This window comes from Leucobacter insecticola, from assembly GCF_011382965.1.
In the GTDB taxonomy this organism is placed as follows: Bacteria; Actinomycetota; Actinomycetes; order Actinomycetales; family Microbacteriaceae; genus Leucobacter; species Leucobacter insecticola.
Map to the genome: position 1 here is coordinate 1,471,444 of NZ_CP049934.1, position 22,225 is coordinate 1,493,668.

At 61.4% G+C, this 22,225-nt stretch carries 25 protein-coding genes and 1 pseudogene; 7 read left to right on the forward strand and 19 right to left on the reverse strand.

What is annotated here, in order from left to right; translation table 11 throughout:
- Positions 1-41 precede the first annotated feature (41 nt).
- The 4 genes from hpaD to G7067_RS06735 all read right to left on the reverse strand — a co-directional run bounded on the left by hpaD (position 42) and on the right by G7067_RS06735 (position 5,026).
- The gene (gene hpaD / locus G7067_RS06720; RefSeq protein ID WP_166322954.1) at positions 42-1,184 is read right to left on the reverse strand and encodes a 3,4-dihydroxyphenylacetate 2,3-dioxygenase; all 1,143 of its coding nucleotides are present in this window, start codon (positions 1,182-1,184) and stop codon (positions 42-44) included.
- Between the two features lie 105 nt (positions 1,185-1,289).
- Positions 1,290-2,786 (reverse strand): 5-carboxymethyl-2-hydroxymuconate semialdehyde dehydrogenase, encoded by a 1,497-nt coding sequence (gene hpaE / locus G7067_RS06725; RefSeq protein ID WP_166322956.1) that lies wholly within the window; start codon positions 2,784-2,786, stop codon positions 1,290-1,292.
- Between the two features lie 44 nt (positions 2,787-2,830).
- Positions 2,831-3,520 (reverse strand): GntR family transcriptional regulator, encoded by a 690-nt coding sequence (locus tag G7067_RS06730; RefSeq protein WP_166322958.1) that lies wholly within the window; start codon positions 3,518-3,520, stop codon positions 2,831-2,833.
- Positions 3,521-3,523: 3 nt separating this feature from the next.
- A complete protein-coding gene (locus G7067_RS06735; protein WP_166325881.1) occupies positions 3,524-5,026 on the reverse strand; it encodes a fumarylacetoacetate hydrolase family protein in 1,503 nt (500 codons plus the stop codon).
- A gap of 254 nt (positions 5,027-5,280) precedes the next feature.
- Between G7067_RS06735 and G7067_RS06740 the strand changes: the two genes are divergently transcribed.
- Genes G7067_RS06740 through G7067_RS06755 form a run of 4 tightly spaced genes read left to right on the forward strand, consistent with a single transcriptional unit; the run spans position 5,281 to position 8,665 of the window.
- A complete protein-coding gene (locus G7067_RS06740; protein WP_166322959.1) occupies positions 5,281-6,198 on the forward strand; it encodes a phosphate/phosphite/phosphonate ABC transporter substrate-binding protein in 918 nt (305 codons plus the stop codon).
- A 30-nt stretch (positions 6,199-6,228) separates the two neighbouring features.
- Complete coding sequence (phnC, locus tag G7067_RS06745) at positions 6,229-7,104, forward strand: phosphonate ABC transporter ATP-binding protein (protein ID WP_166322961.1); 876 nt, start codon at positions 6,229-6,231, stop codon at positions 7,102-7,104.
- Positions 7,104-7,907: a phosphonate ABC transporter, permease protein PhnE gene (gene phnE / locus G7067_RS06750; RefSeq protein WP_166322963.1), complete on the forward strand. Its 804-nt coding sequence runs from the start codon at positions 7,104-7,106 to the stop codon at positions 7,905-7,907. The genes phnC and phnE overlap by 1 nt, the downstream gene beginning before the upstream one ends.
- Positions 7,904-8,665, forward strand: a complete 762-nt coding sequence (locus G7067_RS06755; RefSeq protein ID WP_166322965.1) for a tyrosine-protein phosphatase — start codon at positions 7,904-7,906, stop codon at positions 8,663-8,665. Before phnE ends, G7067_RS06755 begins: the two co-directional genes overlap by 4 nt.
- Positions 8,666-8,762: 97 nt before the next feature.
- On the opposite strand, the gene G7067_RS06760 is transcribed toward G7067_RS06755, so the two are convergent.
- Complete coding sequence (locus tag G7067_RS06760) at positions 8,763-8,963, reverse strand: hypothetical protein (RefSeq protein ID WP_166322967.1); 201 nt, start codon at positions 8,961-8,963, stop codon at positions 8,763-8,765.
- A gap of 54 nt (positions 8,964-9,017) precedes the next feature.
- Between G7067_RS06760 and G7067_RS06765 the strand changes: the two genes are divergently transcribed.
- Both G7067_RS06765 and G7067_RS06770 read left to right on the forward strand, forming a co-directional pair.
- Complete coding sequence (locus tag G7067_RS06765; protein ID WP_166322969.1) at positions 9,018-9,290, forward strand: antitoxin; 273 nt, start codon at positions 9,018-9,020, stop codon at positions 9,288-9,290.
- Positions 9,287-9,730 carry a TA system VapC family ribonuclease toxin gene (locus G7067_RS06770; RefSeq protein ID WP_166322971.1) on the forward strand — a complete coding sequence of 148 codons (444 nt, stop codon included), beginning with the start codon at positions 9,287-9,289 and terminating at the stop codon, positions 9,728-9,730. Before G7067_RS06765 ends, G7067_RS06770 begins: the two co-directional genes overlap by 4 nt.
- Here G7067_RS06770 and G7067_RS06775 read toward each other — a convergent pair.
- The 4 genes from G7067_RS06775 to G7067_RS06790 all read right to left on the reverse strand — a co-directional run bounded on the left by G7067_RS06775 (position 9,727) and on the right by G7067_RS06790 (position 13,562).
- Positions 9,727-10,563 (reverse strand): HpcH/HpaI aldolase family protein, encoded by an 837-nt coding sequence (locus G7067_RS06775; protein ID WP_166322973.1) that lies wholly within the window; start codon positions 10,561-10,563, stop codon positions 9,727-9,729. The two genes, G7067_RS06770 and G7067_RS06775, sit on opposite strands and share 4 nt — an antisense overlap.
- Positions 10,548-11,333 carry a fumarylacetoacetate hydrolase family protein gene (locus G7067_RS06780; protein ID WP_166322975.1) on the reverse strand — a complete coding sequence of 262 codons (786 nt, stop codon included), beginning with the start codon at positions 11,331-11,333 and terminating at the stop codon, positions 10,548-10,550. Before G7067_RS06780 ends, G7067_RS06775 begins: the two co-directional genes overlap by 16 nt.
- Positions 11,334-11,404: 71 nt before the next feature.
- Entirely contained in the window at positions 11,405-12,004 is a 600-nt protein-coding gene (locus G7067_RS06785) for a TetR/AcrR family transcriptional regulator (RefSeq protein ID WP_166322977.1), read from the reverse strand.
- Between the two features lie 19 nt (positions 12,005-12,023).
- Positions 12,024-13,562 carry an ABC transporter substrate-binding protein gene (locus tag G7067_RS06790; protein WP_205881084.1) on the reverse strand — a complete coding sequence of 513 codons (1,539 nt, stop codon included), beginning with the start codon at positions 13,560-13,562 and terminating at the stop codon, positions 12,024-12,026.
- Between the two features lie 193 nt (positions 13,563-13,755).
- On the opposite strand from G7067_RS06790, the gene G7067_RS06795 reads away from it, so the two are divergent.
- Complete coding sequence (locus G7067_RS06795; protein WP_166322979.1) at positions 13,756-14,724, forward strand: alpha/beta hydrolase; 969 nt, start codon at positions 13,756-13,758, stop codon at positions 14,722-14,724.
- Positions 14,725-14,992: 268 nt separating this feature from the next.
- On the opposite strand, the pseudogene G7067_RS06800 reads toward G7067_RS06795, so the two are convergent.
- The 10 genes and pseudogenes from G7067_RS06800 to G7067_RS14235 form a co-directional block, all read right to left on the reverse strand.
- Positions 14,993-16,512, reverse strand: a pseudogene (locus G7067_RS06800) (IS1634 family transposase).
- A gap of 199 nt (positions 16,513-16,711) precedes the next feature.
- Positions 16,712-16,999, reverse strand: coding sequence for a transposase (locus tag G7067_RS06810; protein WP_166322985.1), 288 nt, complete (start codon positions 16,997-16,999; stop codon positions 16,712-16,714).
- Between the two features lie 188 nt (positions 17,000-17,187).
- On the reverse strand, positions 17,188-17,580 hold the full coding sequence (locus G7067_RS06815; RefSeq protein WP_166322987.1) for a DUF7674 family protein: 393 nt from the start codon (positions 17,578-17,580) through the stop codon (positions 17,188-17,190).
- A 537-nt stretch (positions 17,581-18,117) separates the two neighbouring features.
- Positions 18,118-19,467, reverse strand: coding sequence for an IS256 family transposase (locus G7067_RS06820; protein ID WP_166325887.1), 1,350 nt, complete (start codon positions 19,465-19,467; stop codon positions 18,118-18,120).
- A gap of 261 nt (positions 19,468-19,728) precedes the next feature.
- A complete protein-coding gene (locus G7067_RS06825; RefSeq protein WP_166322989.1) occupies positions 19,729-19,980 on the reverse strand; it encodes a hypothetical protein in 252 nt (83 codons plus the stop codon).
- Positions 19,981-20,004: 24 nt separating this feature from the next.
- Positions 20,005-20,268 (reverse strand): hypothetical protein, encoded by a 264-nt coding sequence (locus G7067_RS06830; protein WP_166322991.1) that lies wholly within the window; start codon positions 20,266-20,268, stop codon positions 20,005-20,007.
- A gap of 2 nt (positions 20,269-20,270) precedes the next feature.
- Positions 20,271-20,675 (reverse strand): hypothetical protein, encoded by a 405-nt coding sequence (locus tag G7067_RS06835; RefSeq protein ID WP_166322993.1) that lies wholly within the window; start codon positions 20,673-20,675, stop codon positions 20,271-20,273.
- Entirely contained in the window at positions 20,672-20,968 is a 297-nt protein-coding gene (locus G7067_RS06840) for a hypothetical protein (RefSeq protein WP_166322995.1), read from the reverse strand. Before G7067_RS06840 ends, G7067_RS06835 begins: the two co-directional genes overlap by 4 nt.
- 33 nt (positions 20,969-21,001) lie before the next feature.
- Positions 21,002-21,820, reverse strand: a complete 819-nt coding sequence (locus tag G7067_RS06845; RefSeq protein ID WP_244300986.1) for an IS3 family transposase — start codon at positions 21,818-21,820, stop codon at positions 21,002-21,004.
- Positions 21,821-21,973: 153 nt separating this feature from the next.
- Positions 21,974-22,201, reverse strand: coding sequence for a transposase (locus G7067_RS14235; protein WP_244300987.1), 228 nt, complete (start codon positions 22,199-22,201; stop codon positions 21,974-21,976).
- Between the last annotated feature and the right edge of the window lie 24 nt (positions 22,202-22,225).

Here is a 22,225-nt window from a genome sequence, read left to right on the forward strand (position 1 = left end):
GGGTCCTACGGTTCGCTCAATCGGCGGTAGGGTCCTCCGACTTACAGCGTGTTGCCGAGCTTGAAGCCCTTGTCGCCGTCCTCGCCACGGGTGTACGAGAAGCCGTCGGCGCCGATGGTCACGGCCATCTCCGAGGCGTCCGTGCGTGCGACGATCGGCTGCAGGTTGCCGTCGAGGTCGAGCACGCGGGACGCATCGGTGTACCACGACGGCACAACCGGGTTGCCCCACCAGTCGCGGCGCTGGTTGTCGTGCACATCCCAGGTGACCACCGGGTTGTCGGGATCGCCGGTGTAGTAATCCTGGGTGTAGATCTCGACGCGGTGGCCGTCAGGATCGCGCAGGTAGAGGTAGAACGCGTTGGAAACGCCGTGGCGGCCGGGGCCGCGCTCGATCCGGTCCGAGATGCGCAGCGCGCCCATCTTGTCGCAGATTGCGAGAATGTTGTGCTTCTCGTGCGTGGAGAACGCGACGTGGTGCATGCGGGGGCCGTCGCCGCCGGTCGCAGCGGTGTCGTGCACGGTCGGCTTGGCACGCAGCCAGGCGGCGTAGACGGTGCCCTCTTCGTCCTGGATATCTTCGGTGACGCGGAAGCCGAGATCCTGGTAGTGGCGGACGGCGCGTGGCACGTCGGGGGTGACCTGGTTGAAGTGGTCGAGACGCACGAGCGCACCCGGGGTGTAGAGGTCGTAGCGCCATGCGAGCCGCTCGACGTGCTCAACCTCGTAGAAGAACTCGAAGGGGAAGCCGAGGGGATCCTCAACGCGTACCGAGTCACCGATGCCCTTGACGAAGCCTTCTTTACGGCGCTCGACGCGGCAGCCGAGTTCGGTGTAGAACGCGACAGCCTTATCGATGTCTTCGGGGGTGCGCACGCGGTAGGAGAACGCAGCAACGGCGGCAACCGGGCCCTTGCGGAGCACGAGGTTGTGGTGGATGAACTCCTCGAGGGAGCGCAGGTAGATGACGTTGTCGTCTTCTGCGGTGACCGTCAGGCCGAGCACGTCAACGTAGAACTCGCGCGACTTTGCGAGGTCGGTGACCACGAGCTCCATGTAGGCGCAGCGCAGGATGTCTGGCGCTGGCACCGATGGCGTCTTGATGGGATTGTCAGTGCTGATCGGGGCTTCCTTGGTGACGTAGAAGCCTGAGGAGGTCTTTTCGCGACCCTTGAGTTCAGACATATTTCGGTCCTTCCTTGTTCATTACTGCACATCTGAGAGATGGTGTGGGGATCCTGCGGCGCGCTTCGCGGGGAAGAACTCCGCAGGATAGCGGGATGATGCCCGCTACTTGCCTGCACCGAAGCGCGGGCTGTGCGCCTCGTTGAGAGTGATCTGGATCGACTGTGCCGTGGTGTAGAAGTCGACCGAGCGGTATCCGCCTTCGCGTCCGAGGCCCGAGGCCTTGACGCCGCCGAACGGAGTCCGGAGATCGCGCACATTGTTCGAGTTCAGCCACACCATGCCTGACTCGATGCCGTGAGCGAAGTTGTGAGCACGCTTCAGATTTGAGGTCCAAACGTAGGCTGCGAGGCCGTACTTGGTGTCGTTGGCGAGCTGCAGTGCCTCTTCGTCTGTGTCGAAGGGAGTGATCGCGACGACCGGGCCGAAGATTTCCTCCTGGAAGATCCGGGCCTCGGGCTTCACATCTGCAAAGACGGTCGGTGCGACGTAGTTGCCCTCGGGGAACCCTTCGGGGCGGCCGCCGCCGGCGACGAGACGACCCTCGCTCTTGCCGATCTCGACGTAGCTCATGACCTTCTCGAAGTGGCTCGGGTGTACGAGTGCGCCGACCTCGGTGGCGGGATCCGAGGGCAGACCGATCACGATGTTCTTCGCGCGCTCGGCGTAGCGGGCAACGAAGTCGTCGTAGATTGAGCGCTCGACGAGCACGCGGCTACCGGCAGTGCAGCGCTCACCGTTCAGGCTGAAGACGCTGAAGACGGTCGCATCGAGCGCCTCCTCGAGATCCGCATCGGCGAAGACGACGGACGGGCTCTTGCCGCCGAGCTCAAGCGAGAGGCCCTTCAAGAAGGGAGCCGCGTTGGTCGAGATCATCGCGCCGGTCGAGCTATCGCCGGTAAACGAGATGAGCGGCACATCGGGGTGCTTCACGAGCGCATCGCCCGCGACGCCGCCGGAACCGAGGATCAGGTTAAAGACGCCGTCGGGTACGCCAGCCTCACGGAAAATTTCCGGCCACAGCGCTGCTGAGAGCGGCGTGTAGCTCGCGGGCTTCAGCACCACGGTGTTGCCGGTCGCGAGCGCCGGTGCGAGCTTCCACGACTCCTGCATGAACGGCACGTTCCACGGTGTAATGAGGCCGGCGACACCCTTCGGCTTGCGGTTGACGTAGTTGATCTGGCGGCCAGGGACCTTGGTGACGTTGTCGTGTTCGGCAACGATCAGGTCGGCGAAGAAGCGGAAATTCTCGGCGGCGCGGCGCGCCTGGCCCTTGGCCTGGGTGATCGGGAGGCCCGAATCCCAGCTCTCGATCAGGGCGAGGCGATCGTCGCGTGATTCGACAATGTCGGCGACCTTGTGCAGGATCCGCGAACGCTCGCGGGGGAGCATCTTTGGCCACGGCCCCTCATCGAAGGCGCGTTTCGCGGCCGCCACAGCGCGGTCAACGTCGGCCTTGCTCGCGGATGCGGCCTTCGTGTATACCTCGTTTGAGACGGGCTCGATGACGTCGAACTGTGCGCCGCCCTCGGCGTCCACGAATTCGCCGTCGATGAACAGCTGGATCTTCTCTGGCAGGTCTGCCGGTTTCTGGTAGGTCATCGTGTGTCTCCTCCGTGTGGATGGTTGTGTGTGGTCTGGTGGGTTCAGGCTGCTGGCGCAGCGTGTTGGATCTGATCAGCGTGACGCTGCTCATCTGAGTGGGCAAGCACGGCATCAAGGGTTGCGGTGCGGTGGGCGCGGGCCGCCATCTCGATCTCGAGGATCGGGGCGTGGCCCTCAATGAGCTGCAGGAGCCGTTCGTGTTCCTCGACCGATTCTTGCGCGCGGCCAGGCACGAAGCTGAAGGACGAGTTGCGCAGCACCTTCATGCGGTTCCAACCGCGGTACACCAGCTCCAGGATGTGCGGGTTGGGGCAGCTCTCGAACAGTACGCTGTGAAACTCAAGGTTGAGGTTGGTGAAGCGCTGCGGATCGAAGGCGTTGAGGGTCTCGCGCATCGTCTGGTTGATGTCGCGGGCGCGCGCGATCTGGTCGGCGGTGATCCCCGGGGCCGCGAGCGCGGTAGCCGCACCCTCCACGAGCGCCAACGTCTGCATGGTGTGCAGGTACTCGGTCTCCTTGATGAGCGCAACCTGCGCGCCGACATTCCGTTCGAAGGTGACGAGCTGCTCCGCCTCAAGGCGGCGGATCGCCTCGCGCACGGGCACGACGGACATGCCCAGCTCGTTCGCGATCGGTGCAAGCACCAGGCGGTAACCCGGCACGTATTGCCCGCCGTCGATCCGATCCCGGATCAGGCGGTAGGCGCGCTCAGACTTTGACTCGGCATACATGGCTTAGGCCTTGTCGCCCGTTTCGGCCTCGTACTTTGCGCGCCACTCGGCGTTCATGGGAAAGAGGCCATCGACGGCGGCGCCCTTCGCCACCTGGTCTGCGACCCACGCGTCCGCCTTTTCTTGCGCGGCGGCTTCCGCGGCGACTTCCTCGAGCAGGAACGGCGGGATCACAATCACCCCGTCGCGGTCGCCCATGATGATGTCTCCCGGTTGCACGGCTGCGCCGCCGCAGGCGATGGTGACGTCGGTCTCCCACGGCACGTGGCGGCGACCGAGCACACTCGGGTGTGCACCCTGTGAGAACACCGGAATGTTGAATTCCTCGACCGCCGCGTAGTCGCGGACACCCCCGTCGGTGACGATCCCCGCGGCCCCGCGAACCTGGGCGCGCAGCGCGAGGACATCGCCGACCGTGCCGGTTTCGCGCACCCCGCGGGCCTCAACCACGAGCACCTCGCCGGGGTTCACCGTGTCAAAGGCGCGCTTTTGGGCGTTGAATCCGCCGCCATGTTTCTTGAAAAGGTCGGGGCGGAATGGCACGAAGCGGAGGGTCTTGGCGGTGCCGAGGATCGTGTCGCCCTCGTGATTGGGGTGTACGCCATCAATGAAGATGTCGACGTAGCCGCGCTTGCGCAGGGCCGCCGAGACGGTTGCGACGGCGACACCCTTGAGCTGTTCGCGGATCGCGTCGGTGAGGGGGGATGCAGCGGTCGGGGCATCGAGCGGGGTGGCGCGCCCAGCCTTCACGGCCGCCGCGTGCTCTTCCTCGCTACCCCACGCTTCGATGCGCTGGAGATCGTCGACCTGTGGTTTCGATCCGAAATCACCGAAGGGGATCGTGCCCTGCGTGACCGTGGTGACGAGGCGGCCCGTGGTGGGTGCGCCGGGTGCTCCGGGGGCGTCAACCTCGACCTCAACGACGTCACCCGGGATGAGCACCGATGAGCCGGCCGGAGTGCCGGTGAGAATCACATCGCCGGTCTCGAGTGTCATGTGCTGTGACAGGTCTGCGACGAGGCGACCGAAGGTGAACTTGAGGGTGTCGCTCGTGTCATCCTGCACCAGCTCACCGTTGACCCAGGTGCGGACCCGCCAGTCGCCCTCGCCGATCCCGGTGGTCGGGATCGCGACCGGGCCGATCGGAGTGTAGCCGTCGCCGCCCTTGTTGCGGAGGTTGGATCCCTTGTCTGCGGCGCGCAGGTCGTAGAGGCCGAGGTCGTTCGCTGCGGTGACCTTGGCGACGTGAGCCCAGCCCTCCTCGGGAGAGACGTGGCGGGCGGGGGTGCCGATCACGAGGGCGATTTCACCCTCAAAGGCCAGCAACTCGGTGCCCGCGGGGCGCTCGACGGTGCCGCCGGTGGCCGCAAGCGAGGACGCGGGCTTCAGGAAGTAGGAGGGTTGTGCGGGGACCCGGCCGCGCTGCGCGATGCGCGAGGGGTAATTGAGATGAACGGCAATGATCTTGCCGGGAGTATCGATTCCATAGGACTGCGCTTCAGCCAAAACAACCTCGCTCGTCTCGTGTGCGCACCGCTCGCGCACTTAATATTTGTTATCGTATACGATCCGCGAAGGTTTGGGAAGTCGTAATTGTGAATCCGGTGGCGCCGGTCCGGGCCCACGCTGTTCACGCGGCATTCATGATCGGTCAGCCCGACGTTTCCCGCACGCCGCCCCCGGCTACCTTCGCCTGCTGAACTGAGAACCGTTCGAAACATGTCGGTCTCGGTGGGGGATCCCCGCAGTAAGGAACAACGATGCGCACTCGCGCCGCCTCAGCACTCGCTCTACTCGCACTGAGCACACTCGCGCTCACCTCGTGCGCCGGATCCAGGGACTCCCCGCGAGCCGACGACCCGAGTGCGCCCATCACCTTCGCGGCCACCCCGGTGGGAGACGATCCGAGCGGGGAGAATCCAGTCCAGGCGTTTGCGGCGCTGCTCAGTGAGGCGACAGGGCGCGAAGTGGAGATCGTCGACGTGCCCGACTACACCGCCGTCGTTGAAGCCCTGCGGAACCACCACGTCGATGTTGGAATCATGAGCGGATTCCCGTCGGCGCTCGCCGTCAGCACCGGCGAGGTCGACGCGATTATGGCGTGGCCCGGAAACGGCGAGCCGGTATCGACCTGTCTGGTGCTGGACGACTCGCGGCTGCGCACCCTCGCGGACATCTCGCCCGCCACGACCGTGGCCTTTGCCGATCCCGCATCGAGTTCTGGCTACTTCATGCCGCTCGCGATGCTGCAAGAATCGGGCCTCACAAAAGACACCGACTACACGGCGATGTTCTCTGGCGGGCACGACATGAGCCTGACAGCGCTTCGCGAGGGACAGGTTGACGTCGCCTGCACCTCCACGATCTTCCCCAAGCGTGCCGGGACAAACGATCCGAGCTTCCCCTTCGAAAAGGGCGAAACCCGCTCGTTGGGGGAGAGCATGTCGATGCCCGTCTCCGTCGCCGTGCTCGCAGACCAGAATCTCCCCGCGGAGACCCGCGACCTGATCCTGGAGGCACTGCCGCAGGTGTTTGTTGAGGCCAACGCGAAACGCCTCGGCACCATGATGGAGGCGACGCAGGGCACCGCGCCAGTGAGTATGCCCGGCACCTCAATGTTCCAGCCGTTTGTTGACACCGCGGCCATCGCCGGCGTCGACATTTCGGATCTGAAGTAACTCGGCAGCCCAGCGGATCGGAGTCCACGCATGTCACTCACCACACCGACCACCACAACTGCCGCAACGACGCACCCCGGGAGGGGCGGCGTCGCTGCGCAGACAGATGCGCGCCAGCCGACCACCGCCCAGTTGCGCGAATGCCTGCCGCTGGTATCCGTGCGCGATCTGCGGGTTGCCTACGGCAAAAATACCCCGGTCCTCGATGGCGTCAGCCTCGAACTCTTCCCCGGCGAGATGGTGGCGCTGCTGGGCGCTTCGGGATCGGGGAAATCGACCCTCATGAAGAGCCTCACCGGCTTTGCTCCCATCAGCGGTGGTGCCGCACGCGTCGTCGGCTACGACCTCACGAACCTGCGGCGCGGGCAGCTGCGCGAGCTGCGGTCCGGCGTGGGACAGATCTTTCAACAGTTCAATCTGGTCGGGCGTCTCAGCGTCTTGACGAACGTCTTGACCGGGGCGCTCGGCAGTTCAGGGCCGCTTAACCTCGTTGGCGGCTTCACGCGGGAGCAGCGGGTGCGGGCACTCGACCTGCTTGACCGGGTGGGGATCGCACACAAAGCGCAGGATCCTGCACGGTCACTCTCGGGAGGGCAGCAGCAGCGAGTCGCGATCGCACGCGCGCTGATGCAGAACCCCAAGCTGATCCTCGCTGATGAACCTGTGGCGTCGCTCGATCCGGCAATGTCGCACTCCGTGCTGGAACTGCTGCGCGAGATCGCTCGGGAAGACGGAATTCCCGTGCTGGTGAGCTTGCACGTGATCCCGCTGGCGCTGCAGCACACTGACCGGATCGTCGGGCTGCGGCGGGGAGAGATCCTCATTGCCGACCCCAGTGCTCGTCTCGATGCAGCAGCCCTCGCGCCACTCTACGACGGCGCACCCGCGACCGAGGGGGCACAGTAATGGGGCAGCTGCAGCTCGCGGAACGCGAACGGCTCGAGCGCGCGTTCCGGGTGCCCCGCGCCCGTGCGATGCTGGGGCTGCCGGTGGTGGTTGTGGTGCTGGTGTGGTCTTTCATTGGCGCCAAGTTTGACTTCGCGAAACTCGGTGAGGGTTCGGTCAACATGGCGGGCTTCGTGTCGCGAATGTTCCCGCCGTCGTGGGACAAGCTCGGCACGATCGTCTCTCTTCTCGTTGAGACGGTGCAAATGGCGGTTGTCGGCACCGTGCTCGGGGCGATCCTGTCGCTGTTCATCGCGTTTGGGGCCGCCGCGAACCTCGCGCCGAAGTGGCTCTACTTTCCGTGCCGCTGGATCATGAACGTGATCCGCTCGCTGCCCGACCTGGTGTTCGCGCTGATGTTTGTGTCCGCGGTGGGGCTCGGGCCGTTCGCTGGCATCCTCGCGATGACGATCGGCTCAATCGGCTCGATCGGCAAGGTGTTTGCTGAGGCGATGGAGTCCGTTGACGCGGGCCCCATGACCGCGATGCGCGCCGTCGGTGCGTCGCCGCGGCAGGTTACCCAGTTCGGGGTGTTGCCGCAGGCCGCGCCGCTGCTCGTGTCGTACACGCTGTTGCTGTTTGAGGGCAACGTCCGCGGGGCGACGATTCTGGGCATGGTCGGCGCGGGTGGCATCGGCCTCGAACTCACCACGGCCATGAGGATGTACGACTACGGTCACCTCAGCGCCATCATTATCTGCATTATCGTGCTGGTCACCCTGATCGACCAGGCGAGTGCTCTGATCCGAAAGAAAATCATATGATGCTCACCGCTCCCGTCAACCTGCGCGACCTCGGCGGGATTCCCGTCGCGGGCGGACGCGTGCGCGAGGGATTCGCGATCCGCGCCGACGACCTATCGACCGTGCCCGAGAGCTACGCCACAGGGCTCGTGGCGCAGGGGGTGCGCTCGGTCATCGACCTGCGATCCGCTGAGGAACTGACGGCGACCGGCCGCGGCCCGCTGGGCACGCAGACGGCCGTGAGCTACCATCACGTTCCGTTGCTCGCGAGCCTCGGGCACGACGCCGAGGCTGCGGCACCCGCGGGGGGCGACCCGTTCGACCAGCGCAGCTATGGACAGATGTACGTGTCGATGTTTGAGCGCGCTGCGCCGCAGATCGTCACCGCACTCGCGGTCGTAGCGCACGCGCCCGGCGCGACCGCGTTCCACTGCGCCGCGGGGCAGGATCGCACGGGCGTGCTCGCGGCCGCGCTGCTTCTCGTGCTGGGAGCGGATCGGCAGCAGGTGGTTGCCGACTACCTCCGCACAGCACCCAACGCGCCAGCGATCAGGGCACGCCTCACCCCGACGCTTGCGCCGCTCATGCTCCGCCGCGGGATCGACCTCAACGCGGCGGCGAGGGCGGCGACACGCACCGAATTCTCCGCCGCACCGATGCTCGAACTGCTCGAGACTCTCGGTGCGCGCTATTCGGACCCCCTCGAACCGCTGCGAGCCGGGGGACTCACGGACAGTCTGGTCACGGCGCTCCGAGAGCGGGCGGTCGCGGGCGAGTGAGAGCAGTGGGATTCTCCAGCTGTTCGATCATTGGTCAAACAAGACAAGGGGTGCGCTTGTCTTGGCGGTTAGGGCGCGCCCTTACATGGGCACCTACTCAAATCAGCCGTTGCTCGCTGAACGCTCGGAGGCACGCCGGTCGCCGCCGGTTCTGCTCAACCAACTCGGCAAGAAACTCGGCGAAGTCAAAGTCGTGAGGCGCGCTCGCCGACTCGCAGACACTCTTGAGGGTACTGAGTTGGCGGGTTGCCGATGCATAGCTGCTCTTCTGGGCGACCTTCAACGTGTTCTCGATCATGGCGCGGTAATGCGGGGTGATGCTCGTGATGCACGTACTTGGTATCATTGATGCATGAGGACCACGCTGAGGATCGAAGCGCCCCTGCTGGAGGCGGCGAAACGAAATGCTGCCCGCAGGCAAGAAACCCTTGGGGAGTATGTGGAGGAGGCGTTGCGCGTATACATTGCCGCACAGGGTTCCCCCGCTGAGGTTGTTGACCTGCCGGTGTTTCACGGTGGTGGTGTGAAGTCTGGCATTGATGCCACTTCTAACCGGGATCTCTATGATGTGCTCGATGAGGCTGATGCCGTCGATGGACTTGACGCTCACGAGGCCGCTTCGTGATCGTGCTCGACGTCAACGTCTTGGTTGCAGCCTTCCGTGCAGATCACTCGCACCACGGTGTGGCCAGGCCCTGGCTCATGCGGTTGCTTGAAACGGAATCGGCAGTTATCGTTCCAGACCTCGTGTGGATCGGTTTCTTGCGCGTCGTGACCAACCGTCGCATTTTTGACGGGCCGGCTTCTCCCCGCGAAGCGCTGACGTTTATGGAAGCGCTCACCAGGAGTTCCGCGTATCGTCGGGCGCCCGGTCTGCCGGATGGGCACGATGTGCTTCACCGGACAGTAGAAGTGACAGATGCCCGGGCCAATCTGATCCCTGATGCCTACATTGCAGCCGTGGCACTTGCCTTCGCGTGTCCCGTGGCCACCTTCGACCGCGACTTCCATCGCTTTGAAGGGTTGCGAATCGTGCGGCCAGAGGTTTACGGTTCGGAAACCTAGTAGCTCGCGCGGGGTTCGGATCCTGAGCCCTCGGCACCGTCTAGCCGGGAAGCGAATCGATCCACCAGCGCCTCAGTCTGCCGGGCGAGGATCGCGACGTCCGCGCCGACGGCGACAAAGCTGGCGCCGGCATCGATGTAGCGATCCGCGTCCGCGGGCACAAAGGCATTGACGCCGACCGGTTTGCCCGCTGCGGTGGCAGCGGTGATCGCGTGCAACACACTCGCCACGACCTCCGGGTGATTCTGCTGTCCGAGATACCCCATCGACGCGGCAAGATCCGAGGGGCCGACGAAGATCGCGTCGACGCCGTCAACGGCGAGGATCCGCTCGACCTCAGCCGCCGCCGCCGCCGATTCGATCTGCACCGTCAGGCTGATCGTCTCGTTGGCGCGGCCGAGATAGCCGTCGACCCGGTTCCAGCGTGCCGAGCGTGCGAGCGCCGAACCGACGCCGCGTACCCCGCCGCCCGCGCCATCCGGGTATCGCACCGCGCGCACGATCTGCTCGGCCTGCTCGGCCGAATCGACCATGGGGATGAGGAGATTCTGCGCGCCGAGGTCGAGGTACTGCTTGATCGTGACGGTGTCGCCGTACGGTGGCCGCACGAGCGGCGCCACCGGGTAGGCCGACATTGCGTAGAGCTGCCCGAGCACAGACTCGAGTCCGTTGGGGGAGTGTTCGGCGTCGAGCAGTACCCAGTCGCAGCCGCTGCCGGCGACAATTTCGGCCGTGATCGGGCTGCCTGCGCACGCCCACAGTCCGATGAGGGGACGCTCCGCGGTCGCCAGGCGTTCTCGCAGCGTGGTGGGGAGATTTAGATGAATCGGCATGTCACCGATCCCAGGCCGTTGTAGTCGGCGTGCACCGTGTCACCGCGTTCGACCCACATGGGCTTGGTGAAGGAACCGGCGAGAATGATCTCGCCCGCCTCGAGCGTCTGGCCGTGCTGCGCGAGCTTGTTCGCGAGCCAGGCAACACCGAGCGCTGGGTGGCCGAGGATCGCCCCGGCGACGCCTGAGTCTTCGATAGTCTCGTTGCGGTACAGCAGCGCCGACGCCCAGGTGAGATCGGTCTCGTCGACCTTGACGGGTCTGCCGCCCACCACCATCGCGCCCATCGCGGCATTGTCACTGATCGTGTCGACGATGGTCCGCCCCTCCATCTCGAGGTGCGAGTTCAGGACTTCAAGGGCGGGAACCACGTACGCGGTCGCGTCGAGGACATCGAAGATCGAGACGTTTGGTCCGGTGAGCGGCTTGGACAGCACAAACGCGAGCTCGACCTCGATGCGGACATTCGAGAAGCGATCAAACTCCAGCACGGATCCCGATTCAAAGACCATGTCGTCGTGGATCACGCCGTAGTCAGGTTCTGAGATGCCGGTTGCGAGCTGCATCACCTTTGAGGTGAGGCCGATCTTGTGCCCCACGAGGCGCGCGCCGGCGGCGATCCTGCGATCGGACCACACCTTCTGAATGGCGTAGGAATCTTCGACCACCATGTCTGGGTATCGAGTGGTCAGCCGGGGCAAGACGCTGCGGTCGCGATCCGCCTGCACCAATTCGTCTGCGATGGATTCAATCGTTGTCTGATCGAGCACGTGGCCTCCAAGCTTCACTGGTCGTGTTCAAATCGTATACGATCTTGGCTGGCAAGCGCCAGAGGGACGAGTCACGCATCGGGTGTGCCGAGTCGAAGCAGCACCCCGTCGAGATAGTGTTCAATGTCGCTGAGATGTGAACCGTCTGGAAACATGAGATTCATCACCGCGGTGCCCATCGTGAAGGAGATGTACTCCGAAGCCATGTCTTCGAACGGGGGTGCAGCCAAGACAGCGCCTACTGCATGAGCGGCCTCGATCTGCGCGGCGATCTGCGCGCCCCAGTGTGCCAGGTGCGCGGAATAGAGCTCCCGCAGTGACTCGTCGGTCAAAGAGTGGCCCCAGAGTTCGATCAGCAACCGCCCGCTCGGTAATTCCTCAACGGAACGTGGGAACCAACTGCGGAGATAGTGGCGCAGATCCTGTGACGTGTTTCCCGTGTTCTGAGTGCCGGCCATCGACTCGATCTCACGCAGCGTGTTCGTGAAGATGGCGGCGATGATCTCGCTCTTTCCGCCGGGAAAATAATACTTCAGCGCACCATTCGCATAGCCTGCCCGGGCGGCGATCGTACGCATCGTCGCCGCGCCAAACCCACCAGAGAGGATGAGTTCGGTCGCGGCGGCGATGATTGCACCGCGGCGCTCCTCGTGGTCGACGATCTGAGCCATGAGTGCGCTGCCTGTTTCCTTACTTTGACGGGTTGGCCGGGACAATCTGTCTCAGCGTAGGAAACATCATGCCAGTGATCGCGGTGACATCGATATTTGGGGTGCTCACGTAGCTGTTCTCGGACTGGAACCAAACGTCGAACCAGGCGAGATCAGTGACGATCGTGTTGAGTTTCTCGATCGCCTTGACCTGTTCAGGGCCAGGATCACTGCTGTGTACCTCGTCGATTGCCGCCTGCACCTCGGGGAACTTATCGGCATTTGGGGTGAGGTTGTACCACTGCGGCTTTTCGATCTGCCGTTCGACGTTCGCGACGGGGTTTGAATCGATCGCGATCATGCCCATAAACGCTGGGTAGGTCGGTGCTTTTTCGGCGTAGTCGATGTACTGCATCTCGTCCCAGCTCGCCCGGATCCCGAGGTCGGCAAAGACCTGATTTGCGATGGGCTGGTATGCCGAAAGCACGGGCATTATTGGCATAGTGATATCAAAGCCATCGGCGTAGCCAGCTTCGGCCATTAGCTCTTTTGCGGTCTTGATGTTGTAGTCGTATTTGTGATCGAGCTCGGGGAGATTGCCCTCGCCGCCGGACGGGAAAACTTGATTGGTAAGTTTGCCATTTCCCTGCGCGAGCATGTCAATGAGCCCAGCGGAATCAAACGCGTAGTTGAGCGCCTGTCGCACCCGCACGTCCCCGAAGGGAGCGAAGCTTGCGCCGGTGCGGTCGGTGAACTGTATGCCGATCCGTCCCGCGATTTTTGACTCAACATTCCAGTTGTTGGCCTTGGCCTGGGCGAGATCGTCGGGACCCGCGTAGTTGACGTTGATCTGACCGGCAATCATTGCGTTCGTGCGGGCGGTTGGATCATCGATGGGCATGATCGTGAGCGGGTCGAAGGCGAACTGATCTGCTGCCCAGTGGTCTGCGACTTTCTGGAAATGATACTCAGCTCCAGCAACCGAGGTTTTCTCGTCGAGTGTGTAGGGGCCGGATCCCACGGGCGCCTTCGTGAGGGTGCCCGCGTCGATCGCCGCTGGCGCTGGCATGTAACTGCGACCGAGTCCCATGTAGTACAGGATCGTGTCGTCGCGCTTGGAGAGGTGAATCTCGACCGTGCTGTCGTCGGTGGCCTCGAAACTTTCGACGTTGAGGTACGCCTCTTGTGAGCGTACGCCGGATTTCAGGTGGTCGAGGGCTTTCACTGCAGCTGCGCTGTTGAAGGCTTCTCCGTCGCTGAATACCGCATCGTCACGGAGCTTCAGGGTGATCGTCTTGAAATCCTCGGATACTTCCCACTCTTTCGCGAGCGCTGGAACGGGGGTGCCGTCTCCGTCGAGCGCAATGAGCGGGTCGTAGACGGCCGACAGGAACGGCCCGTCGAAGCCAATATCGGCGAGCGCGGGATCCCAGGAGGTGACATCGGTGAATCCGCCGATGTTGAGTGGCCCGGCGCCGTCGCTGTTGAGATCGCTGTTGTCGCTGCTTGAACAGCCTGTGAGCGCGAGGGCGGCTAGGGCGACAGCGGCTACGCTGCCGCTGATGCGCGTGTGGATCATGTGTACCCCTTCGTGGTGAGTGGCAAGGCGAACCGCGTGGAGCGCCTCTTGCACGTCGCTGTGCAATTTTGATTCTACATTTGTAGAAAACTTTCGCAAGGGGTCTTGGAAAAAGTTTTCTACTGGTGTAGAAATATCTTCTATCGATCCATCGCGATCGCCACTACTCGAAGAAGAGAAGGAAACCTGGACTATGTCGCTGCGATATCCCCCTGTTCCGTTCGACCCCGAGGTGCAACACGCGCTCGATGCCGTTCCTGAAATCTCGGTGCCGCTCACGCGAGAGACGTTGCCTAGGGGTGACGTCGGGGACCTCAGCGCGATCTATGCCGAAGCTATCGGTGACCTTGCGATCGATCACGAAGAGCATCGGGTACAGTCCGCAACGAGCGACCACACGATCGAAATCACGATCCTGCGCCCCCGCGGATCCGCAGGAGAGAAGCTCCCCACCCTCTATAACATTCACGGCGGCGGGATGATCGTTGGGCATCGCTCGGCCGAGGCCGGGCGGATCGCGGAATTGGTGGCGGAGCATCGGGCGGTCGGCGTGCTTGTTGAGTACCGCCTCGCCCCCGAAGATCCCTACCCTGCCGGTGTTGAGGATTGTTATGACGGCTTCGTCTGGCTTGTAGAAAACGCCGCACGTCTCGGCGTAGATCCCGAACGCATTGTCGTGATGGGGGGTAGTGCCGGAGGGGGATTTACCGCCGCGGTTGCGCTTCTCGCGAGGGATCGAGGCGGCCCCAAGATGGCCGGGCAGTTGATGCTCTGCCCAATGCTCGACAACACGAACTCGACGGTGTCGAGCCTGCAATATGACGGCATTGGCACCTGGCAGCGCTCGGCTGCGCTGCTTGCGTGGGAGTGCGTGCTGGGCACGGATCTTGCCGCGAGTGAGTCCGCGCCAGCCTACGCTGCTCCGACGCGGGCGGCGGATCTCTCTGGGCTACCCCCTGCCTACATCGAAGTGGGGGCAGCTGAAATGTTCCGTGATGAAGACATCGAGTATGCCAGCAGGATCTGGGCCACGGGTGGCCAGGCTGAGCTGCATGTGTGGTCGGGAGGCTGTCACGGCTTCGACATATATATGCCCGAAATTGAGCTGACGCGGGCGGCGCTGGCTGCGCGCTCGTCGTGGTTGCGTCGGGTGATTCGATGAAGAACGCTGGAAACGCCGGCGCCCCCATCGCCATCACCGTTACGGTGATATGAATGAAATTCGGCTTGAGAATAACAAAGTTCTTGATTCCTATGTTCCGGGTAGAGAGATTGTCTCGAGGAAGAACACTCAGCTTGCTGATGTGACGCCGCGGACTGCTAGGAAGTATTTGGACGAGATGCTCGAGAAGTATCGTCCGGGCACTCCGATTAAGAGCGCTTCAATGAACGAGAACACTTCAGTTACCGTTGCTCCTGAGTTGACCGTTTTAGTGCCCCGCACCCGACCTTCCGAGCCGAGTCAATAATTCACGTACCTCTCCCGGTATCGCGGCCGGAACGATATGCTCCACGCCCGCGATCGAGACCACCCCGTCTTGCACCCGGGCGAGCTGCTGCACACACTTCTTTACCGACACACCAGTCACTTCTTGGATATGCCGCGAGATCGCTATCGCGCAGAACACAACCGTCAAATGCGCCTCGATCTTCTCCCGCTGCCGGTGATAGATCGGTCTGGCTTTGAGGTCTGTCTTCGCCATCCGAAACGATGCTTCGACGTTGAACAGCTGATGGTATGCATCAATCACTGTCAGCGCGGGCGCAGTCAGGACCGGCAGGTTCGTGACATACCCTTTCATCCCGGCCCGCTGCCTGGCTGATTCCACCAGAGCCCCGTCAACGCTTTTCGATGCACCACTAATCTTCAGGAACCGGCCCTTTTTCACGGGTGTAGTCCCAGCAACGACTTTCTTCGCTTTCTCAACTTGTTTCTCGATATTGCGCAGATCCAAGCGGGCACGCTTCTCGCGGTACTGGTACACCACCCTTCGTTCACGCCTCGTCTCGCCACGACCAAACCACTGACGGCTCTCGAAGATCTGCCCGTCAGAAAGTTCAGAACCGTCGTGCTGGTATGCGGCGACATCTGGCGGAGTTTTCGCGATTCTCGAGCCGACAATGAATGAGTAGCCGGCGTCTTCTAACGCAAGAAGGTTCGCGGCTGACAGCATGCCTGCGTCACACGCGACGCTCACCGTCACTTCGGGGTGCTGCGCTCGGAACGCGTCGAGCACGGGCACGAGGGTGAGCGTTTCGGCCTTGTTCCCTTCGAATGAATGCAGCTGCAGCGGGAACCCGCGTTCGTCGACGAGTAATCCAACCACGATCTGGGGTTCGAGCCTGCGTTCTTTGGACAGGCCGGGCTTACGATACTCATCCTCTTGCTCGACTTGGAAGAACAATGTGGTGACGTCGTACAACACGAGTGTGAGGCGTTTCGTTCCTCTGAACGCGACGCAGGCGGCAGCGAACTTGTCTCGATAGCCCTGGTCTGCTGCTTGGTTCAATGACCGGTGAATGCCACTATTCGAGGGGCTTTCAGCCCGAGGTTCTCAAGAATACGGATCGTGTCGAGCTTTGAAGCGGGCTCGATAAGACGCGCGACGACAAGGTCACGAAACACCCGGTCGGTCACTGCATCGGTGAAGCCAAGCCGGTCGTACAGGCCTACGAGAGTGTCGTAGAGCAGACGCGAGTAGGAGTGTTGCATCGTGATGCGCGGCACGACTGGGTCGGTGGGGGTATCGATCTGGAGCTCTGTCTCCCCGGCAGCCTGAGCGCGTTCCCTGACACGAGTTTTCGCGGTCTGGACCATCAACTCGAGTTCCAGATCGGTGTGCGCGGAACCGATATGTTCAATGATGGTGCGCACCCCGCGCGTCTTCGACGCGATCTGCACCGCGGTCGCACCCGACCTTGTCTTCACACGGCGCACGTATTCACCCATGAAACCAGGGTACAAACACGTTCCTTAGTGCCCCGCCCCGCTGAAACTCCCGCATAAACAAGCCATTCCCAGGGCCGGTATAAGCGAAACCAACCAAAAGCGGTCAACTCAGGTGCTAGGAAGTATTTGGACGAGATGCTCGAGAAGTATCGTCCGGGCACTCCGATTAAGAGCGCTTCAATGAACGAGAACACTTCAGTTACCGTTGCTTCGCGGCGAAGAAGGCGCTGATTTTTCCCAGGAACTCAATCTCACGCTTCAGCTCCGCGTTCTCGGCCTGCAACGCCTGGTACTTCGCCCACTCCACCGGACCACGCCCCTCGGTCTCGTCTTCGGGGTGTTCTTCACGCCACGCGCGCACCCAGTTGCCCAAGGTTCCCTCGTTAATGCCGAGATCCACAGCGTACTGCGCGATCGGGCGCTTCGAGGTGATCACCAGCTCAACCGCGTCAGCCTTGAACTGCGGCGTGTACTTCTTCCGATCCATATGAAACAGTTCCTCCTAACAACTGTCTCAACAAACTGTACGGCCGCAAATGGGACATCGCGGCTCTTGTCGGTTGGATCGGTCTTGGCGGACAGATCTATTCCTACAAGAGCCGCGCTACTTCCGGGAGTAGCCTCGCCCGGGAGTATTGACATCATCGAGAAACACTTAACCGAACGGCATTGGCCCTAGTCGCCTCTTCGCAAAAAGGGATGACTCTCAGATGCTCCTGTATGAAAATCGTGCCAAGCTTTGAGCTCACCTTGTAGAAGAGATTTCAAGGGAGTGTCTCGCAGAAGCCATTCGACGAATCCAACCACGATGAGATTCGGTACATCGCGCTTGCCCTCAGCAAGTCCTTGATTAAGCACCGCAAGGAGCTGAACCACATCAGCTGTTTTCGCCTCTGCATTTTTCTCAGCCCACTCGGCAACACCGCTCATAAAAATGTAGGCCAGCAATTCTCCGCCTTGATCCTTCAAGTGTTCTTCAAGAAGCGGGGCAGTTTCGGGAACCTTTTCCACGAGGTTCCGACAAAACTCCTCATCAAGCTGATCGTCTTCATGCGATTCATTTTCCATTTAGCGCGTCCTCAATTTCTTGCAAGATTCTCTTTGCGGTCTCAATATCGGATGGATCGGCCCCCTTGTTCAGTCGGAGCCAATTTCTCAGGGACCCTCTTACGTTTCGCCCCTTACTGATATGGTCACCTCCCCCAATTCTTTCACCTGTGAGTAGTTCCTGTCTTATCGCATCCACAAGGGAACCATCGCCCCCCTTTAGGGGAGTGCTCCCTTCTCGCATGTAAGCCTGGTTGAGGCGGTTCTGAAGAGGGCCTGTCAAGAGGTTTGTGTAAGCTGCGGGATTTAGTTTTCTGGGTTGATGTTGTTTGAGGTGGTCCGGGTTGTCGCAGCAAGCTCGTCCCAAGAGCTGTAGCGCCCCCGATGTAGCCGAGCTGGTCCGTGATCTCTCGTTTCGCTTCCCGACTCAGTTTGGGCAGAAACTCGGCCAAGGTCCAGAGAACATCATCGGCAAGAATCAGCCAGGCTTCTTGCGCGGTGAGGCCTTCTTCAATATCGAGTGTGGCGGTCATGATAGGTGTCCTTTCGGGTGCAGTTTTAGAGGTAGGGCTCGATACGGTCGGGGTACGCGAGCGCGAGCTGCGCGAGCGCTGTCTTCCAGTTCGTAGTCACTGCGCCCTCGATCAGGCGAGGCTTCGCGTTGCGTTCTTTGGCAGGCTTTCCCCGTTCTTTCTGGCGTTCCCGGGCACGCTTGTCTTCGATGTTGCAGATCGCGAGCCACAATAGCTTCACCGCCGCAGCATCGTTGGGGAAATGACCACGGTTCTTCGTCACCTTCCGCAGCTGATAGTTCAACGATTCGATCGCGTTGGTGGTGTAGATCACCCGCCGAAGTTCCGGCGGGAACGCGAGGAACGGAATGAAACGATCCCACGCGTCTTGAAACGATTTCACCGCCGATGGATATTTCTTCCCCAACGTCGAGTTCGAGAACTCTTCGAGCGCTTCAAGCGCGGCATCCTCGTTGACGGCCTGGTAGATCGGTTTCAGGGCCGAGGCGACAGCTTTCCGGTCTTGGTAGTTCACGAACCGCATTGCGGCACGGATCAGGTGCACCACGCAGGTCTGTACCGTCGCTTCAGGCCAGGTCGCCTGGATCGCTTCGGGGAACCCGGTCAAACCGTCACACGCGACGATCAACACGTCACGCACGCCACGGTTCGCGAGCTCTGCACACACGGCTGCCCAAAACTTTGCCCCCTCGGTTGCTTGTACCCAAATCCCGAGGACGTGCTTGATGCCGTCCATATCGACGCCGACCGCGATATGTGCGGCCTTGTTTCGGACGTGCCCACCATCACGGATCTTCACGATGATCGCGTCGAGATAGATCACCGGGTACAACGGCTCCAAGGGGCGCGTCTGCCAGGCAAGGACCTCGTCTTGGATCTGGTCCGTGATCTTCGAGATCGTCTCGTGTGACAGGTCAGTGCCCAGCGTTGAGTACAGGTGATGCTGGATCTCACGGATCGTCATCCCGCCCGCATAGAGCGAGATGATCATGCCGTCTAATCCGTCGAGGCGGCGCTGGCCTTTCGGGACGAGCATCGGCGTGAATGACCCGTTCCGGTCCCTGGGGATCGCAAGCTCAATATCACCGACCTCGGTCGATACGGTTTTCGCTGACGTCCCATTCCGGGAATTCGGGTAAATGTTTGCTTCGGGATCTCCTTTCTCATACCCGAGATGGTCACTCAGCTCCGTTTCCAGGCCGCGTTCGAGGGCGGCCTTCACGATCCCGCCGAGTAGCCCGTTGTCGCCGGTCAACGGGGCACCCGCGTCCATCTGCGCGAAGATGTCATCCAACGCGCCAGAGGCCCTCAGCTGGTCAGCGATCTCTTTCTGTGTACGACGCCTTTCGGCGCGTTCCTCGTCTTGATACGACATGGTCTCCATAGTGTTGCGTTCCTTCCGGGGATCCCCGGCTTACACAAACTATTTGACACCCTCTTACGACGTCGTCGCGGAACTCTTTGGGGTAACGAGGGGCATAGGTTCATCCTTCCAGACCAGCAGAAGCTAGCCATGTTGAATGTCACCTAAACGTGCATCAGACCCTGAGCCCGAACAAGAGACCAGCAACACACAGCACCCCAAACCATCGCATCACCATGTGACAGATTGAAGCCTTCCCTCTACGGTTGCATTTCAATCTTGCGCAACTGTTTTCAGGTGTTCAATCACGGTAAGAGCGTCTTCGGGCAGCACATCCACGCGAGTGTCGAACTCCCATTCCTCAATGCCCTCTAAGCAGACTGCAAGCATCTCAGCACAAGCAAGAAGCCCGGAACGCTCAATGGCGACAATGACATCACCTCTAGGGACTTCGAGAGACTCGGAAGGAACAAATCTATCTTGATAGTCTCTTGACAGGGAGATATCTGGATTAATAGCTTTCATGAAGGGTCCTTAACTAGGTAAAGCTTATGCCGGCGTATAAGTCGCGTCCAGAATCTCAGCTATGGCCCGCTGCAAACTTCTTGCTTGGTCGGGAGTCATTTTCACCCGTTCCGTAAAATCATCGCCCTGTAACAGCCCTAGTGCTTGACCAATGATGCTCGTAAGCGTCTGTAGCTCGTCCCCTCGAGCCACAACGACGACTTCCTGCGGAGAAACGTCAGCCGTCGAAAACACCTTTTCCAGATGTTCATAGTTATTAACATCTTCATCAAAGTACAACAAACGCATCGCTACTTTATCCTCCCCAGTAAGAAGTCTTGCATTCCTTCCACCGGCCTATAGGCAGTTCCACCATCAATGGCACGAGGGTTTCGAATCACTAACGTACCGTCCTTCCAATAGTAAGTCTTCCCATTAGTAAGCTCTCGTTTTTGACCATTTTGAACCACATCCTCGATGAGTCTCGCAAACTGTTCTCGTGTGGTTATGCCAGGAAACTCTTTCTGGTCAATAACGTGTTTCTGAAAAGCATGTCCACTAGCAATTTCTTCTCCTACAAGGCTTGAATGAAGCTTGGCGCCGGTCTCCGATACCCTTTCTACCGAGATGAGTTCATCGCTGGCTTTCGCTGCGCCCGTGCCGAGATTTCCTTTGGCCCAGGTGAGTGCGGACTTCACCTTCTCCGCAACCGTCACAGCCCAGCACCAGCACCCTTGAACGCATCCTTCACCCCGTTAGCCAGCCCCTTCACACCAGCCAACACACTCGACCCAGCACCCGCCAACGACTTCGTCACACCCGACAACGGCTTGATCGCACTCGACCCCTGGTTCAACCGGCCAGCAATCGCCACACCACCCGGCACCACCACACTCGCCACCGTCGCAGTCGCGTACCCGATCGCATACGCATCACCCGAAACGACCCGATCCCACGCACCCGTCACCTGACCCCACAACTGCGCCCGAGCCCGCTCTGCGCTCGTCAAGTTCTTGAGACAGTTTCTTGTGTCTTTCCAGGTTTACGCGGCCAGGGACTGGTCGCGAGTCTCGTAAGCAATGCGTGCGGCAACCGGCGGTATGCCGCCAGCGCGAGCGTGCGGGCGGCGACGGTTGTACCAGGACTCGATGTAGTCCATGATCGCTGTTCGCGCGTGAAGACACGTCCGCCAGGACCGCTGGTAAAACATCTCGGTCTTCAAATGTGAGAAGAACGACTCCGCAACGGCGTTGTCCCAGCACACCCCAACCTCTCCCATCGACTGAGTGATGCCGTTGTTCGCGCACCAGCCCTGAAACTCGCCCGAGGTGTATTGGGCACCACGATCCGAATGGAATACCACTTCCCCAGACGTGTCGACTCGGCCGTGATCGCGAGCCATGACGAGCGCGTCGATCACCAGACTGGTGCGCATATGCGTGTCGGCCCGCCACCCGATGATTTCCCCATTGAACAAGTCGATCACGGTCGCCAGATACAACCAGCCCTCATCAGTGCGCAGATACGTGAGGTCCCCACACAGCCGCTGACCTGGGACATCGGCAGTGAACTGGCGATTCCCGAACGCGTCAAGCATGTGGTTTCGAATGTGCGCGGTGCGCGCGGCAGGGTCAGCAACCGTGGTCTTCTTCCACGCCCGTACACGAACCGCTTTCAAACCCAGCTCGCGCATGATCGCTCCCACCGTGCCGGCAGCGACCGCTATGCCCTCGCCCCGCAGAATCCGCCAGATCTGGTCACGGCCGGCCTTCCCCTCGCAGCATCGTAGACGCGTGTGACATGCCCGGTCAGCATCTCGTGGCGTTGCCGACGCGGCGACGGCAGTGACGGTTTCACCCACCGGTAGAACGATGCGCGAGACACCCGAAGCTTGGCACACATCCACGCCACAGGGTAGTTCGCCTTCTCCGCAGCGATGAACGAGAACACTTCAGTTACCGTTGCTTCGCGGCGAAGAAGGCGCTGACTTTTCCCAGGAACTCAATCTCACGCTTCAGCTCCGCGTTCTCGGCCTGCAACGCCTGGTACTTCGCCCACTCCACCGGACCACGCCCTCGGTCTCGTCTTCGGGGTGTTCTTCACGCCACGCGCGCACCCAGTTGCCCAAGGTTCCCTCGTTAATGCCGAGATCTACAGCGCACTGCGCGATCGGGCGCTTCGAGGTGATCACCAACTCAACCGCGTCAGCCTTGAACTGAGGCGTGTACTTCTTCCGATCCATATGAAACAGTTCCTCCTAACAACT

What these genes read in the sequence shown, in the direction of transcription:
- hpaD (WP_166322954.1), bottom strand. Translation starts at nt 1,184, where the DNA reads ATGTCTGAACTCAAGGGTCGCGAAAAGACCTCCTCAGGCTTCTACGTC.
- hpaE (WP_166322956.1), bottom strand. Translation starts at nt 2,786, where the DNA reads ATGACCTACCAGAAACCGGCAGACCTGCCAGAGAAGATCCAGCTGTTC.
- G7067_RS06730 (WP_166322958.1), bottom strand. Translation starts at nt 3,520, where the DNA reads ATGTATGCCGAGTCAAAGTCTGAGCGCGCCTACCGCCTGATCCGGGAT.
- G7067_RS06740 (WP_166322959.1), top strand. Translation starts at nt 5,281, where the DNA reads ATGCGCACTCGCGCCGCCTCAGCACTCGCTCTACTCGCACTGAGCACA.
- phnC (WP_166322961.1), top strand. Translation starts at nt 6,229, where the DNA reads ATGTCACTCACCACACCGACCACCACAACTGCCGCAACGACGCACCCC.
- phnE (WP_166322963.1), top strand. Translation starts at nt 7,104, where the DNA reads ATGGGGCAGCTGCAGCTCGCGGAACGCGAACGGCTCGAGCGCGCGTTC.
- G7067_RS06755 (WP_166322965.1), top strand. Translation starts at nt 7,904, where the DNA reads ATGATGCTCACCGCTCCCGTCAACCTGCGCGACCTCGGCGGGATTCCC.
- G7067_RS06760 (WP_166322967.1), bottom strand. Translation starts at nt 8,963, where the DNA reads ATGATCGAGAACACGTTGAAGGTCGCCCAGAAGAGCAGCTATGCATCG.
- G7067_RS06765 (WP_166322969.1), top strand. Translation starts at nt 9,018, where the DNA reads ATGAGGACCACGCTGAGGATCGAAGCGCCCCTGCTGGAGGCGGCGAAA.
- G7067_RS06775 (WP_166322973.1), bottom strand. Translation starts at nt 10,563, where the DNA reads ATGCCGATTCATCTAAATCTCCCCACCACGCTGCGAGAACGCCTGGCG.
- G7067_RS06785 (WP_166322977.1), bottom strand. Translation starts at nt 12,004, where the DNA reads ATGGCTCAGATCGTCGACCACGAGGAGCGCCGCGGTGCAATCATCGCC.
- G7067_RS06790 (WP_205881084.1), bottom strand. Translation starts at nt 13,562, where the DNA reads ATGATCCACACGCGCATCAGCGGCAGCGTAGCCGCTGTCGCCCTAGCC.
- G7067_RS06795 (WP_166322979.1), top strand. Translation starts at nt 13,756, where the DNA reads ATGTCGCTGCGATATCCCCCTGTTCCGTTCGACCCCGAGGTGCAACAC.
- G7067_RS06810 (WP_166322985.1), bottom strand. Translation starts at nt 16,999, where the DNA reads ATGGATCGGAAGAAGTACACGCCGCAGTTCAAGGCTGACGCGGTTGAG.
- G7067_RS06815 (WP_166322987.1), bottom strand. Translation starts at nt 17,580, where the DNA reads ATGGAAAATGAATCGCATGAAGACGATCAGCTTGATGAGGAGTTTTGT.
- G7067_RS06820 (WP_166325887.1), bottom strand. Translation starts at nt 19,467, where the DNA reads ATGTCGTATCAAGACGAGGAACGCGCCGAAAGGCGTCGTACACAGAAA.
- G7067_RS06825 (WP_166322989.1), bottom strand. Translation starts at nt 19,980, where the DNA reads ATGAAAGCTATTAATCCAGATATCTCCCTGTCAAGAGACTATCAAGAT.
- G7067_RS06830 (WP_166322991.1), bottom strand. Translation starts at nt 20,268, where the DNA reads ATGCGTTTGTTGTACTTTGATGAAGATGTTAATAACTATGAACATCTG.
- G7067_RS14235 (WP_244300987.1), bottom strand. Translation starts at nt 22,201, where the DNA reads ATGGATCGGAAGAAGTACACGCCTCAGTTCAAGGCTGACGCGGTTGAG.